A 14912-nucleotide genomic window follows, 5' to 3' on the forward strand; every position below is an offset into this window, starting at 1 on the left:
ATTTCTATAATTTTGTCTTTACCCGCAGTTAGGTTGGCTCAATGCTTATACTGCGGTAGAACTTTGACAACTTTCCTTTTCAAGTTGTTTATTAAAGTTGTCAACGCACAAATAAAACTACCCATTTTACGTTTAAAATTCATGCATAAAAAATTACTTTTACTCTCCACGCTCATTTTACTTTTCTTAAATGTTTCTGCCCAAAAGAAGAAATTCGATGTACAGGGTAAAGCCGGTGCACGTGGTATTATGCCCGAAAATACCATTGAAGGAATGTTAAAAGCGATCGATTTAGGCGTTACTACCTTAGAAATGGATGCCGTGATTTCGAAAGATAAACAAGTGGTGCTTTCGCAAGAACCCTATTTCAATAACGAGATTTCTTTGCTGCCCAACGGAAAGCCGATTACGCTGAAAGACCAAAAGAATTATAACATCTACAAGATGGATTATGAGGAAATTAAAAAGTTTGATGTAGGCAGCAAAGTCCATAACCGCTTTCCCGGGCAGATGAAGTTTAAAGCTTACAAACCGCTGCTTTCTGAAACAATAGATGCGGTTGAGGCTTATGTTAAAGCACACAAGCTTGCCAAACCTGTATATAGCATCGAAACGAAAACGATTAAAAAAGGCGATAACGAATTTCATCCGGAACCTGCAGAATTTGTAGAACTCATTATGGATGTAATTAATTCGAAAAAACTCGCCAAAAGAGTCATTATCGAATCATTTGATATGCGTACGCTGCAATACCTGCACGAGAAATATCCAAAAATACAAACCTCATTATTGATTGATGAAAAGGAGCCTTTTGAAGATTATATTGAGAAATTAGGTTTTAAACCGACTATTTATAGCCCTTACTCGGTTTTGGTCGGTAAGGGTTTGGTAGACCGCTGCCACGAAATGGGTATTAAAATTATCCCTTGGACGGTGAATACGGCAAAGGAAGTAAATTATTTTATGAGCCTTGGGGTAGACGGCATCATTACCGATTTTCCAAACATTATGGGGCAACTTAAATAGTAAGAAATAAAGGAGTACAAAAAAAGCGTTCAGATTTTAAATCCAAACGCTTTTTTTTTATGCTTTTATAACTGGAAAATCCTAGTGGTGTGCTTCTGGTTTTTCGTGCGCTGCTTCAGTTTTTTCATGATGAGCAGGTGCTTCTTCGTGGTTAAAGATTGGTCTGGTGAAATAAACTACCAATAATAAAACCAGAATCCATGCCGTTAATGGTAAAGCCCAAATGCCTTTTGTTTGCTGAACCGGTGCGTGTGAATCGTGAGCTGACATATCGAATATTTTTGATTTAAAGATTTATGCTTTGTAATTGTGCGGTAAAGATAGTAACAAAATTAAAATAACAAGGGCAATTCGGCGAATTGTATTTTAAGATAATCCATCTAATTTACAAGGATAAAAGGCAATGCCTTTTATCCTTGTAAATCGTAAATCATTGCTTTTGTGCTGTTCATTTTACTTTTAATACGGTTTTGGTGTTCCTGTAAAGTGCTTTGCTCATCCTGAACGGCATTAAACAGTTCTGCTTTTTTGAAATAATTTGCTGCTTCTGCAAAATCTTGTTGTTGCTCGGCATGTAGGCCCAAACATTCGTAAATGTGTGCTTCGCAAACACCAGGTACAAGTAAAGCCTTTTCTGCAACCTGTTTCACCAATTTGTGCATTTTAAGCGTAATAACAAGTTCCAGATAGGGTTTATAAACCTCTGGGAAATCGGCATCTAGCTCAATGCAGCGTTTGTAATAATAACCTGCAGTTTTATAATCTTTAAAATGATTCTCATAAATATCGCCCAACTGAAAATAAGCTCTTGCATAATCAGGGTCGAAAACAATAATTTCATTAAAATACTGAAGCGCCTTAGGTAATTCGCCCCAGTGCAGTTCTTCAATGGCCTGTAGATACTTTTCTTCTACAGTGGTATAAATGTCCATAACGGATATAATTAATTTTGATAAGCGGTTAAATGCTTAGCAAATGCGTAATAAATTGATTTTTAAATGTGGGTTTTGTTTGTTGAAACTTAAAACCGCGTTAAGGGTTGGAAAGGAAATTTAAGTCAATACCCAAGCCCTTTATGCCACAAGACGGGCTAAAGCTTAATTGTTGGATATGTAGTTGACGTAGCATTTCTGTAAATTTTGATGCAAAGATATTTATTTTCAGTGAATTGCAAATTTTAAAATAAAATTTTCTAATGGATTACGTGTGCGAGATAAATAATGCAATAACTCAGTAAACAAAATGCACTATTATAATTTAACGAATGGAACAGATTTTTTAAACATTGCTGTGTATCGATAATTTTAGCCGCTATAAACCAAAAAAACAAGGAGATGCCAATATCGAAAAAGTCGAAACGGCCATTGGTGATATGGAATAATTGAAATAATTCGAGTGCTATAACGAATAAAAGTGGAATGAAAACACAATTGATGCGTTTTTTGAAAAGATCAAAATAAAATTCTTTTGAGGTTAAGGTGATGCAGAAAACCCATAAACCCTCAGGAAGTGAATAGATCAGGTATTCGTTTAGTGGCAAGCTTGCTGTGACAGCCTGTTTCAAGCTTTGGTAGGTTTTGAAAGAGATCAACTGAATGATAATCTGATTCACCATGGTTTTATCAGTCCTGTAAAATACATATATGAACAGGCTAATTATCAAGGAAAAGAAAATGTACCAATAGTGCTTTTTCAAGGTTTGGTGAAAATTAGAATTTTAAAATAGGAGAATGGCTTTAAAGTGATTTCTTTTTCAAGTTTAAACTGATTAATCGCTTTAATATTCTCTATGTAAAATAAAGATTTTAAATGGAACCATCCAGAACAAAAATTAAATAGCCGATCTAGGTGTTTTAGCCAATTATTTGGCGTAAAGTGGTTTAGAATTAAGAGTTTTCCACTTGGTTTTAAAACATTGTGGCATTGCATCAGTAATTTTTCAGGTTGATCTGCAACGGCAATTACATGCGATAATACCACATAATCGAAACTATTTTCTGCAAATTCGAGTTGCTCGCCATTCATTTGAAATAATTCGATTTCATTTGTTGCATTTTTTTTAGCCACATTTAACATCGAAGAAGAAATTTCTATCCCGGTAATTTTGTGGTTTTTATAGCGTGGAAAATGAGATCCGTTACCAACACCGATTTCGAGTAGGTTTCCATAGGGCAGTTGATTAATCTCATCGAAAAACTTTTCCTTTTGAGGTTTAAGAAAAACATCGACCAGTGGATATAAAAATGAAAACCGGTTATAGAAATTGGTTTGAGCGCTCAATTTTTTTGTTTTAAGCATTAAATTGAATTAAAGCATTTTTAATCTGCCGCCTATGCCTTAAAATATGAACGATGGCATGTTCTAACATTTGTTCTACATCGTATTGCTGTCCCCACCCTGTATTTATCTTTTTCGATTGATCGAACTCTTCCATGGTGATGTTGGGATTTCTGATGAAAAAGTCCTCGTTATATTTAAGCGCTTCCTGGATCCTTGAGATATAAGGTGTGATATCGTCAAACTGCAATCGTTCCGGCCTGACTGTTTTCAATCCAATAGAATTTTCAATATACACCGCATAACTGAACATCGAAGCAGTTACATGCGTTAAGATAGTTTGAATGGAAATGCAATCTGGATTTGAACTTTCTGGCTCAATGGTTTTAATCAGTTGATGTGGGCTAATTGGTTCGATTACCGCAATAAGCTCGTTAATCGCCTTTTTATATTCATCCATAAGTGCGGCTATAGCACCGGTAAGTTTATTGACACACATCATAAAACAAATATAATTGTTTGTGCTGGATTTATATTGGCCTGTACTTTTAGGTTGCTAGGTCTATAACAGCAATCAATAAAGGTAAATACGTGATGAAAAGTATTGTTATAAAATCTCTGCGTTTCTGTCCTTTACTGATAAGACTAAAGACAAGGAATATTACAGTCGTAGATGCCATGGCAAACAACATCATAACTAGCATTCCACCATTGGCAGCACCACAACTGCTTTTTGGGTTCTCTGCAACCATGTGGAAAAAGTTAAAGCAAAGACCCCAAAGAGCAAAATAAGGTAATAATGAAATAAGCGCAATATAACGTCTTTTGATAAAGTCGAGGATCATGTTTGATACATCCGTATTTGAACGGAACTTACAAACTTTAATACCATATTTTATAAAAGGTAACCAATTTTCACTAGTTGGGATTGTAAACCACGATTAGCGGAAGCTAAAATGGGAAAAATTAAAGCTTTATCATCACACTGCCGGAGGCCAGATCATGGATGGCCCTTCTCTGTAGATTTGAATTGATGGTTAGGAACGAAATCCAGCCTAAAGCAAGCTTTATTGGGTACCTGATTATGGATTGGCCAATATTGATTTTTTGGTTAATGTCCTCATGTTTTCTTACTCTGATCCTTTTAATGTAATTACCGATGGTGCAGCCAAATGTCATGAAAAGTGGTTCATAAATCACAAATAAAAATGCAAATAATAAGATCCGTACCCATTCTGGTACATTGTTAAAGCCGTCTAATACATTTGAAAAACATACCATAAGAATGATGATAATTATGGTGTCGATAAATGTAGATTGTAATCTTTCTACCAGACTTGGGTATTTTTCTTCCATTTTGAGTGCGATAATTTATTGTAGGATATTAAGTTTAAAAATAATAATATTTTTCGTTAGTCTGGATTTGCAATCCACAATATAAGGATTAAAAATCCTTAGTTCATAAGACAGCAATTACAAATCCCAGTTAACTAAGTTGTTCTAATTCGAGCTGTAAATTTGATTTTGCCTGGCTTTCAAATTTGTGATAAAAATAATCTGTTTTAAAAATCCGTTCCATTTTTATGAAATGTTCCAGAACCTTTTTTCGTCCTGGATTATAAATGAGATCTGGATAAACTGAATATTCTTTTCTTACGTTTTGCGAATAAGTAGTATAGTTTTCTAAGCTTTGGCCTAATATAGAAAGATCTGCATCAGTAAAATAATTTGTATCTGATTCAGGATAAGCAAAATGGTTTTTCGTGGCTATTATATGAGTTTTGCAGTTATTGATAATGTGATCAGGAACCGAAATTTGCATCATTCTCTTCTGGGCAAGTTCGGCACTTTTCTCTTCATTATCCGATTTTAACGCATTATAAATAATATCATGATAGAACATAGTAAATAGAATAGTTTCCCAGCTTTTAATGTTAACTTTTACTTCAGTAAGTTGTGTCAACAAGTTATCAAGATGTAAAAGTGTATGATAATGTCTTTTTTTATGAGTGTAGTTTTTCTCAATCTCAGCCCAAAATTCGGCTATTATTCGGTCACTATCCGTATAATTTGTTAAGAGACTAATGAATGTATCTTTTAGCACGAGGTTTTGCGAATAGTATCGATACACAAGATAGGGATTGGAGATGACTTTTCCAGCTGTATTGTGGATTTGTAATCCACTAATAGAAGTTAAAATTCTGGCTCATCAGGCGGGACTGCAAATCCAGACTAGCTTAATGCTACTACAATAAATCTTTAATGATTTTCTCGATTGATAAGCTTTCAGCTTCTGCGCGGTAATTACGCACAATGCGGTGGCGTAAAATAGGCTCAGCTACAGCTTTAACATCTTCAATGTCTGGTGAGTACTTCCCCGTTACGGCGGCGTGGCATTTTGCACCCAGCACTAAAAACTGCGAGGCACGCGGACCAGCACCCCAGCTGATGTATTTATTAACAGCATCGGTAGCAAACTCGCTATTAGGACGGGTTTTAGCAGCCAGTTTTACGGCATATTCCAAAACATTATCGGTAATCGGAATATCGCGGATCAGTTTCTGGAAATATTGAATATCATCTGCATGGATAATTTTCTGCAGTTGAACGGTTTTATTACTGGTCGTTTTTTTTACAATGTTCAATTCATCTGCAAAGGCAGGGTAATTTAATTGAATATTGAACATGAAACGATCTAACTGCGCTTCGGGTAGCGGGTAAGTTCCTTCCTGCTCAATAGGGTTTTGTGTGGCCAGAACGAAAAACGGTTTTGGTAAAATATGGGTTTGCCCAGCTGCGGTAACCGATTTCTCCTGCATGGCTTCTAATAAAGCAGCCTGGGTTTTTGGTGGTGTACGGTTAATCTCATCAGCGAGGATAATATTAGAAAAAACAGGCCCTTTTATAAATTTAAAGTGCCTGTCTTCTCCTAAAATCTCTGCGCCAATAATGTCACTTGGCATTAAATCGGGGGTAAACTGGATGCGGTTAAAATCGAGGTCTAAAACAGAAGCCACCGTTTGTACAAGTAAAGTTTTTGCTAATCCTGGTACGCCAACCAACAGACAGTGTCCGTTAGTAAAAATGGCGATTAAAACAGATTTTATGATGTCATCTTGTCCAACTACTACTTTGCTTATTTCGGCTTTAATGTTGTTGAAAGATTGATGAAGTGCATCAACAGCTTCTACTTCGTTCTTATACTGCATTGGTGTTATTTTGCGGCTGTGGTTTTAGTCCAAATTTTTAATTCATCACAGGTGTTAAATTCATCGTCGATTTTAATGTAAGTGCTTTCGCGACGTTTTTCAAACCATTCGCTTAAAGTACGATTAATTTTATCACTTTGTGCGGCATCTCTGATTTTTGGGAAATCTTGAGCTAAGTTTGCTTTGTGCGGTGGGATTTTAGATTTTAAATATAAAATGCGGTAACCTTGTTTTCCATCAGCTGCTGTAAATAAATCCGGTTTAGAAATGCCACCAATTTTCATGCTATCAATTACCAAAAACACTGACGGATCTAATTTATCAACCGGGATAAAAGTACTTCTTGCCTGAACATTTTCGGCATTAAGCATCATACCACCATTATATTTACTCTCTTTATTATCTGAATAAAGGTTAGCAGCAGCAGCGAAACTTAATTTTTTACCAATAATATTGTTGTAAATGCTATCTGCATGCAATTTTAAACGGGTTAAACTTTCTGGTGTAGTTTTAGGCATAATTAAAATATGTCTAACATGTACCTGCTCGCCTCTACGCTCTAAAACCTGTAAAAAGTGGAAACCATAATCTGTTTCGAACACTGGTGAAATTTCTCCAGCTTTCAGTTTAAATGCCCAGGCAGTAAATTCTTTAACCATGGTATTTCTGTCGATAAAACCATAGTCGCCACCATCGGCGGCAGAACCTGGATCTTCAGAATAGGTTTTAGCTAACACACCCATATCTTCGCCACTTTTAACCCTTAAACGAAGGGCTTCAATTTTATCGCGGAATTTTTGTTTTTCTGCTCTGGTTAACTGCGGGTTTAAAATTACTTCACCAACTTCTACCTCTGTATTAAATTGAGGAACACTATCGCCCAAAGTTTTGAAGTATTTTTCAACCTCCATTGGTGTAACGTTAATGTTCTCGGTGATTTTTTGTTGCATTTTTTGTGCAATCAACTCATCTTTTACCGATGGTCTGATCTCATCTTTATACTGCAGAACAGATTTATTTAAAAATTGCTCTAAACGCTCCTGACCACCTGCACGCTGCATGCTATAACGCATACGTTTGTTCACCTCATCATCAACCGCACCATCTTCAACCATTACCGAATCGATCTCAGCCTGTTGTTTAAGTAGCTTTTGCGTTAAGGTTTGTTGTAAGAGTTTACATTTAATCTCGTTGTTAGGCTGGTTACCCTGATAAAGATATTGTGTGTATTGTTGGTTTAAATCTGATAGCAGGATAATATTATTTCCTACAACAGCAGCAACTTTATCTACAGTGTGCTTTTGAGCGAAACTGTTTAAAAACAGGCAAATTAAAGCGGTTGCTACTAAAAAAACTTTCTTCATTCTATTTGTTATATTTTGCAAATTTAATACTTATGGTCAAAAAAATCAGGTTGGTTATAACTTGGCAAGCTTTTTCAACTCGTTTTCATTAATTTTAATCTGATATTTTTGTTTCAGGCTTTTTAGCCATTTTTCTTCTAAACTTAGTTGGTAGTCGGCAATTACCTCTCCTCTAACTTCGCTTAAAGGTTTATTGTAATTTTGTTGGTTTTTGGTGTAAAATTCATTTATCGCCTGCTCGTCTTCCTGTGCCTTGTTCCATATTTTTTGTTCCGAAACATTGAACATTAAAACACCTTCGCGGTATTCATTCAATAAAAAATCGCGGTCTTTGTTACTTACCCCAACTTTTTTATGTGTGGTTAATGCATCCTCGTAAGTTTTAATTTCTTCCTGGTAGCTTGCGTTTTTGTCCAATCCCATCTCCCGGGCATCTAAAACTTTAAGCTTAAAATTTATGTACAAGTTTAAATAGGCTTGCAAAGTATCGTAAGCCGCACTAACGTTTCCGTTATGACTTTTTTTGTATGCCCACATAAACTCTTTAACACTTATTGATTTACCGTTTACTACAGCAACGTTTTGCGCAAACGAAATGCTATAAATAAAGCTGAAAACAAATAGGCAATAAGCTTTCTTCACGCAGAGCACTCTATAAATTTTAAGGGATAAAAGTAACAATTAGCGACGCTATTATAAGATATTTAACTAATTTTAACAGAAATTATTATCGAGCAAAAATACGAATGGAAAACCAGGTTACCAACAATGCGAATGCTTTACGTTTATTTTTTACTGAAGAGGTTTTCCTGGTAAAGGATGAAAACGTAGAAATTCTGCCTTTACGTAATCCAGAACCTGTTTTGGTTGTCGAAAATGTTTCCGTTACTGAAGTAAAAGAATCTGTCTTAAAACCAGAAATAACACAAATTCCAGGTATTAATTCTACAAATGTGCCTAAAGTTTATCCGCAAGCTCCTGAAATTCCGCATATTGTGGCTGAACCTGCACCTGAAAAAACGTTTAAATTTTTAGGTGGAAATAAAAAATCAGTACTCATTTTAGTTAACGATAGTGAGCATGATGTAAGTACTGAGCAAGGCAGAGAATTGTTGCGGAAAATTGTTAAAGCCGTTGATTTGGGTACGCCTGATTTTGCTATTCTAAATTATTCAAATTATAAGGGAACAGATTTCGTAGAATTGCACCGTTTTTTTAAACCTGCCATTATGTTATCTTTTGGAGTAGAGATTGCCGACTTGAGGCTTAACCTTACCTGGCAGAATGAAATCATCGTTCACGAAACCACCAGGATTATCTTTGCTCCAAATCTCCATCATCTCGATAGCGATTTAACCGCTAAGAAAATACTTTGGGGGCATCTTCAAAAAATTAAATAAGCCGGTAATAAAGAAACAGTTAATCTTTCAAACCCTACACCTTAAACCTTTTACCTTTTTTACAATGAAAAAACTTGTATTTGCGACCAATAATCAACATAAAACCGAAGAAATACGGGCTGCACTTGAAGGTAAATATGATGTGCTGAATCTGGAAGATATTGGTTGTTTAGTTGATATTCCTGAAACTGCAGATACCTTTGAAGGAAATGCTACTTTAAAAAGCAGCTATGTAGTTGAACATTTTAATTTAGATTGTTTTGCCGACGATAGCGGTTTAGAGGTAGATGCTTTGAATAACGAACCAGGAGTTTACTCTGCCCGGTATTCTGGAAGCAGAGATAGTTTAGAAAATATTCAATTGGTTTTAGCTAAGCTTGAGGGCAACTCCAACAGAAAAGCAAGGTTTAAAACAGTGATTTCTTTAATGCAAGATGGTAAAAACCACATTTTTGAAGGCATAATAGAAGGAAGCATCAGGACAGAATTATCAGGTTCGAAGGGTTTCGGTTACGATCCTATTTTTCAGCCTAATGGCTACGAGATTACCTTTGCCGAAATGGATATGGCCGAAAAGAATAAAATCAGCCACAGGGCCATTGCATTAAAAAAGATGATGGATTTTTTGAAACTAGAATTATAAAAATTTTCTCTTTTTTTACCGCTTTGTCGATTGTCAATAAAAGTTACAATTTCTAATATTTTACTTTTTGGTTTAATCCTGTATACAACGGATATGTGTGGAATGATAATACCAATATGCGTATTTTTGTTTTATAAGTTTTTCTGGAAATTAATGGTTCTTCAGACAGTGTTTCTATATAGGTAAATACCCTTGTGATAAATTTTCTCACCTCTATCTCTGTCCAATTTTCCTCTAAATATTCGATGTTTTTTTGGAAAGTCTCTCCTGCTTTTTTAGACCAAATGATATCCATCAGACACTAAATCTTCTTTTTGCTTCTTCATGACTAAAGCTTTCGCCACGATCGAGTTGATTTATTCCTTCTAAAATATCATTTTGCTGGTGGCTATTTAATCCATCAAACCAATCAAAATCTCTAGCAGTAATTAATGATTTAATATCCCTGATCAGACTTTCATCATCTGAATTAATGATTTTTTGAAGTACACTTAATTTCTCTGATTGTAAATCCATGAATAAATTTAATCATTAATTCAATTAATAGCAAAAACTACATTTTACCAACCATCTTTTTCACCTGAACAGAATCTTTTTTGACTTGTGTAGAATCCTTTTTGGGTAAAATGGGCTTAATGCCAAAATTGACAGTGTCTGCTGGTTTGGTTTGAGGTATTTTCTTATCCAGGTTTAAACTGTCTTTTCCTAATGTAACCTTTGGTTTCGGAGCTGGTACCGTTGTTGGTACCTTGCCTGCAGGAGTTGCTTTAGCACCTGCCACTGTTTTAACTGCAACTGCTTTTGCCTTTGTTTTGAGCTTAGGTTTACCCGAAGAGCCTATTGCATCTTTTTTTGATTTTGGGCGTTCAGTAGGTTTCCACGAAAATCCTTTTAAAACATGATCTTTTGCAATGGTGTTTTCCGGATTTAAGGCTCCTTCTATTCCCTTGATATAAACAATTTCCTCAATTGCATTTTCCTTATCCTTAAAGATGAATTTTATCCTGCTACTGAGTGTTTGGTTCATTTCTTTGTACACCTTTGTGCTATCATCCTGGGTATAATAAATACTTTCGGCGTTGCCATCTACATATAGGTTCTTAAATTTTCCATTCTTAAAGAAACCAGTCATTAACCTTCCTTTTATTTGGTTAAATCTCAATGAATCTTTTGGGGTATTTACCAGAAATGCATTTCTAAAAGCCTGTAAATTATTCAGTTTTTTATTCTTGAACTGAACAAAAATGGTATCGCCAACCTGCTGAGAGCCTTCCGACCAGATGATCGGATTACTGTAGCAACGTAGCGTAGAATCGGCACTGGTATAAAAAAGGCTGTCGGTTTTGGCCTGTATATTAGTTTTAAAAATCTTAACGTCGTGGTAAGCCTTAATGATACGGGTTTGAACGGTATCAGCCGGGTTAAATTTGGCCGTATCAGTCTTTAATGCGCCTGGTTTTAAGTTTCCTAGCGCTTTTGTTAAACTATCTTTAACGCCAGATTTTGCTATCTTTTTTTGCAGGCTATCGATTTTCGTTTTTGAAATATCCTTTACAATAGGAGAAGCTTTATCGGCGATCTTTTTTTGCAGGCTATCGATTTTTGTTTTCGATACATCTTTTACTATCGAATTGGCTTTATCAGCCAGCTTTTTCAGGCTATCGGTTTTAAGTTTAGGCAGATTTTTGATAATGGAATCGGCCTTGTTCTTTAAAAGATTGTTTTTCTGCAAACTATCGAGGTTAATCTTGGGCAGATCTTTGCCAAGCGAATCTACTTTCGATTTTAGGCTATCGATACTTTTGTCTTTCAGGTTAAGCGGATCGTCCGTTACCGCCTCACCCTTATTCTTTTTCTTCCTGTCAGTCCTGCTTATTTTTGCGGTGTTGCGTTTATTTCGGTCGTCTTTTAATGTGCTTTGTGTTTCAGGTTTCTCCTTAGGTTCTGTGGTTCCCTTTTTCTCACCGGTATCTTCATCATCTTCGCCAACCTGATTGTCGGCTTTAATCGAAATTTTAGGGATTAGCTTTAAGGTTTTTTGTAGCACCATCTGCGTTTCTAATGTATCGGCACCCATCCATAAACTATCTGGCTTTTTTTTATTCTTCACCATTATAGAATCTTCCGTGCCAATGCCAAGATATGCATTTCGTGTAACCAATGTCCTTTGATCCAGTTTATAGTAATAGCCTAAATCGCCGAACATTTTCATCTTATCTTTCGTGTCAGAAAAAACAATGTTTTTTACTGCTTTACCAATTCCTTTTTTTCCGAAATAATACAAACTATCACCTTTTAACGATCTGGTGCCTTGCGTGTATAGGTTTTTCTTTCCAAAAAAAGCATCCTCAGTCATCGTATTATACTGACCATTTTCGGTGTAAAGATTATCGTCTTTTCCCTTGATATTGGTAGGACCATAAAAATAGGTCCATTTATCCTGAGTATTATAGCTCATCGTATCCGATTTTATGACCGATTGAGGCGTAACTACTACCACATCATATTTAAAGTAGGCTACGTTTCTTTGACTAAAATAATAGCCATTTTTACTCGTTACTGTTACCTCTTGATTTACAATTTTTCCTCCACTGGTATAAGTGCCTATCTTGCTGAGGGTATTGTAATCTAAAATATTGGTGGTTAAGGTGGATGTTGGGTCTTTCATCACCACATTTCCGGTTAAATGCGCATGTTTTTTATTCCCATCATACTCCAATTGATCTGAATAAATATCAGTGGTAAGCTGGTTGATATGTACATTTTTAAAAGCTTCGAAATAGTTCCGCTCGCTATAAAATACAGCACTATCGCAGGTCAAAGTTGCATTATCCTGTTGAAAAACAGGGTTTCGTAGGTAATTGATCTTTTTCTTGATATCACCAGTTATTTTGGAAAACGAAACAATTTTAATCTTCGAAGCAGGTTGCTGACCGAATAAAAATACTGGACTGATTAAAAGAAATAAAAAGACAAATAGTTTTTGCACACTACAAAGTTAGTTTTTTGTTCCGAACGTTCGGAATACCAGTTAAAATTAAATATTTTTGGTGGATGTTACCCGTAAAACAATTTCAGGATTTTATTGAACAGCACCAGCTGTTTGTTCGGGCTAACAAGATCCTTTTGGCCGTAAGTGGGGGGAAAGACTCGGTATTAATGTTGCATTTGTTTAAAGCAATAGGCGTTGATATTGGTGTGGCACATTGTAATTTTAATTTACGGGCTGATGAGGCACAACGTGATGAAAGTTTTGTTGCGCTACTGGCCAAAAGTTTAGGGTTACCTTTTTATGTAACGCATTTTGATACCAAAAAATATGCGGCCGAAAATAAAATTTCTACCCAGATGGCAGCACGCGATCTGCGCTATAACTGGTTTGAAGAAATTAGGCGTAAAGAAGATTACGATTATATAGCGCTGGCCCAACACCAAAACGATGCGGTAGAAACCGTACTCATTAACCTTACCCGTGGCACAGGCATAAGTGGATTGCATGGCATTTTACCTAAACGTGATTTACTGATCAGACCCTTGCTCTTTTTGAACCGACAGCAGATTGATGAAATTGTAAGGACAAATAACATCGATTTTGTAGAAGATAGCTCAAACGCAAGTACAAATTATACACGGAATAAAATCAGACTACAGGTAGTACCGCATCTGCAGGAGATTAACCCTAATCTCGAAAAAACATTTGCCGAAAATATCTCACGCTTTGCTGAATTGGAGACTTTTTTAAATATCCAGGTTGAAAAACTTGCAAATAAAATCCTAAATAAAAGGAATGATGGCATTTATATCTCCTTGGAAGAGGTTTCGAAATTGAATCCGCAAAAATTGCTGCTCTACGAGTTGCTTAAGCCTTTTAATTTCGGCGAAAATGTAGTGCAGGAAATCTTAGACAGTTTAAGGGCGTTAAGTGGCACCCATTTTTTTAGCGCCACGCACCAGGCCATTATTAATAGAAGTGATCTGGTTATTGTTGAAAAAAATACATCGGTTACCACTAATCAGTTTATCCACACAACGACTGAAAACATTGCTTTTGCTAATGATGAAATTTCGTTGAGGTTTACAGATGAAGTGAAATTCGAAATTAACTCGAATAAAGCGTTTGTAAATGCTGATAAATTAATTTTCCCTTTGGTGTTGAGGAATTGGCAAAATGGAGATAAATTTATTCCATTGGGTATGCGTAATCCCAAAAAAGTGAGCGATTATTTTATCGACGAGAAAGTTCCCCTACATTTGAAAAGCGTCACGCCGATTTTGGTTAACGGCAATGGTGAAATTGTTTGGATTGCAGGTATGCGGCAGGATAACCGATATAAATTAACTACAGCAACAAAAAAAGTTGCTATATTCGAACTCAAAATTAAATAAGTGGAAAGCAAATACGCCTATATCGAAAAACAGTACATCGGCCGTGATTATGTTCGTATTTTCATTAGGCTTATTATGGCCGCGTTCTGTTTTGCAGCCTACGTTTATGAACGCGATCGTGACAATACGCAAGACTTGTTCCTCGTTGTAGGCTTCGGGATCATTGGTGTTTCTATGCTTTTACTTTTCCTTATCCAGTACAAAATTGTAGTAGATAATGGCAGTATGATTTTGGATGGTCTTTGGACAACCAAACGTGTTAAGATAGACCTGAACAGTATTGTTGACGTTCGTAAGGCAACTTATAGCCGTTATTTTTTCAATAATCCGGTTTACAACCTGCACACAAAAGGTACGATCCGTTTTTATTCATCGGGTAAAGATGCGGTTGTTTTAACCGATCGTGATGGACTGGAGTATTTTATCGGTACGCAACGTCCAAATGAACTCTATCTCGTAATTAAAGAGGAAATGAGAAACCTGAAATAGTTTTCTAAAAGTTACTCAAACGCTTTTGAGGTCTAAACAATAGGTGTCTATTTTAAGGATAGAAAATCAATTATTGTTTTGGAAAGCACTTGTGGTAGATTATTGGTTAATCCTCTCC

At 35.8% G+C, this 14912-nt stretch carries 18 protein-coding genes; 5 read left to right on the forward strand and 13 right to left on the reverse strand.

What is annotated here, in order from left to right; all coding sequences use genetic code 11:
• Positions 1-141 precede the first annotated feature (141 nt).
• Positions 142-1026: a glycerophosphodiester phosphodiesterase family protein gene (locus tag J7E57_RS04015; protein WP_215125309.1), complete on the forward strand. Its 885-nt coding sequence runs from the start codon at positions 142-144 to the stop codon at positions 1024-1026.
• An 81-nt stretch (positions 1027-1107) separates the two neighbouring features.
• On the opposite strand, the gene J7E57_RS04020 is transcribed toward J7E57_RS04015, so the two are convergent.
• From J7E57_RS04020 to J7E57_RS04070, 11 genes are all read right to left on the reverse strand, one after another.
• Positions 1108-1296 (reverse strand): hypothetical protein, encoded by a 189-nt coding sequence (locus tag J7E57_RS04020; RefSeq protein ID WP_029280597.1) that lies wholly within the window; start codon positions 1294-1296, stop codon positions 1108-1110.
• A gap of 140 nt (positions 1297-1436) precedes the next feature.
• Complete coding sequence (locus tag J7E57_RS04025) at positions 1437-1958, reverse strand: hypothetical protein (RefSeq protein ID WP_215125310.1); 522 nt, start codon at positions 1956-1958, stop codon at positions 1437-1439.
• A gap of 260 nt (positions 1959-2218) precedes the next feature.
• On the reverse strand, positions 2219-2641 hold the full coding sequence (locus tag J7E57_RS04030) for a hypothetical protein (RefSeq protein ID WP_251029789.1): 423 nt from the start codon (positions 2639-2641) through the stop codon (positions 2219-2221).
• A 77-nt stretch (positions 2642-2718) separates the two neighbouring features.
• A complete protein-coding gene (locus J7E57_RS04035) occupies positions 2719-3324 on the reverse strand; it encodes a class I SAM-dependent methyltransferase (RefSeq protein ID WP_215125311.1) in 606 nt (201 codons plus the stop codon).
• On the reverse strand, positions 3317-3805 hold the full coding sequence (locus J7E57_RS04040; protein ID WP_215125312.1) for a DinB family protein: 489 nt from the start codon (positions 3803-3805) through the stop codon (positions 3317-3319). The genes J7E57_RS04035 and J7E57_RS04040 overlap by 8 nt, the downstream gene beginning before the upstream one ends.
• 46 nt (positions 3806-3851) lie before the next feature.
• A complete protein-coding gene (locus J7E57_RS04045; RefSeq protein ID WP_215125313.1) occupies positions 3852-4148 on the reverse strand; it encodes a hypothetical protein in 297 nt (98 codons plus the stop codon).
• A gap of 121 nt (positions 4149-4269) precedes the next feature.
• Entirely contained in the window at positions 4270-4659 is a 390-nt protein-coding gene (locus tag J7E57_RS04050) for an RDD family protein (protein ID WP_215125314.1), read from the reverse strand.
• Between the two features lie 130 nt (positions 4660-4789).
• Positions 4790-5407 carry a hypothetical protein gene (locus J7E57_RS04055; protein WP_215125315.1) on the reverse strand — a complete coding sequence of 206 codons (618 nt, stop codon included), beginning with the start codon at positions 5405-5407 and terminating at the stop codon, positions 4790-4792.
• 142 nt (positions 5408-5549) lie between these two features.
• A complete protein-coding gene (locus J7E57_RS04060) occupies positions 5550-6512 on the reverse strand; it encodes an AAA family ATPase (RefSeq protein WP_215125316.1) in 963 nt (320 codons plus the stop codon).
• A 5-nt stretch (positions 6513-6517) separates the two neighbouring features.
• The gene (locus J7E57_RS04065; RefSeq protein WP_215125317.1) at positions 6518-7876 is read right to left on the reverse strand and encodes a peptidylprolyl isomerase; all 1359 of its coding nucleotides are present in this window, start codon (positions 7874-7876) and stop codon (positions 6518-6520) included.
• 54 nt (positions 7877-7930) lie between these two features.
• Positions 7931-8518, reverse strand: coding sequence for a hypothetical protein (locus tag J7E57_RS04070; RefSeq protein ID WP_317196514.1), 588 nt, complete (start codon positions 8516-8518; stop codon positions 7931-7933).
• Positions 8519-8622: 104 nt separating this feature from the next.
• Here J7E57_RS04070 and J7E57_RS04075 point away from each other — a divergent pair, with 104 nt between their 5' ends.
• Together J7E57_RS04075 and J7E57_RS04080 are read left to right on the forward strand one after the other, a co-directional pair.
• Positions 8623-9276, forward strand: a complete 654-nt coding sequence (locus J7E57_RS04075) for a hypothetical protein (RefSeq protein ID WP_215125319.1) — start codon at positions 8623-8625, stop codon at positions 9274-9276.
• Between the two features lie 64 nt (positions 9277-9340).
• Entirely contained in the window at positions 9341-9919 is a 579-nt protein-coding gene (locus J7E57_RS04080) for a non-canonical purine NTP diphosphatase (RefSeq protein WP_215125320.1), read from the forward strand.
• A 294-nt stretch (positions 9920-10213) separates the two neighbouring features.
• Here J7E57_RS04080 and J7E57_RS04085 read toward each other — a convergent pair whose 3' ends face one another.
• Both J7E57_RS04085 and J7E57_RS04090 read right to left on the reverse strand, forming a co-directional pair.
• Positions 10214-10435: a hypothetical protein gene (locus J7E57_RS04085; RefSeq protein WP_215125321.1), complete on the reverse strand. Its 222-nt coding sequence runs from the start codon at positions 10433-10435 to the stop codon at positions 10214-10216.
• Between the two features lie 37 nt (positions 10436-10472).
• Complete coding sequence (locus J7E57_RS04090; protein WP_215125322.1) at positions 10473-12908, reverse strand: OstA-like protein; 2436 nt, start codon at positions 12906-12908, stop codon at positions 10473-10475.
• 65 nt (positions 12909-12973) lie between these two features.
• Here J7E57_RS04090 and tilS point away from each other — a divergent pair, with 65 nt between their 5' ends.
• Both tilS and J7E57_RS04100 read left to right on the forward strand, forming a co-directional pair.
• Positions 12974-14305 (forward strand): tRNA lysidine(34) synthetase TilS, encoded by a 1332-nt coding sequence (tilS, locus tag J7E57_RS04095; protein ID WP_215125323.1) that lies wholly within the window; start codon positions 12974-12976, stop codon positions 14303-14305.
• On the forward strand, positions 14306-14794 hold the full coding sequence (locus J7E57_RS04100) for a hypothetical protein (RefSeq protein ID WP_215125324.1): 489 nt from the start codon (positions 14306-14308) through the stop codon (positions 14792-14794). It abuts the gene before it with no gap.
• Positions 14795-14912: the final 118 nt, after the last annotated feature.

It is taken from the genome of Pedobacter sp. ISL-64 (assembly GCF_018613605.1).
Classification (GTDB): domain Bacteria; phylum Bacteroidota; class Bacteroidia; order Sphingobacteriales; family Sphingobacteriaceae; genus Pedobacter.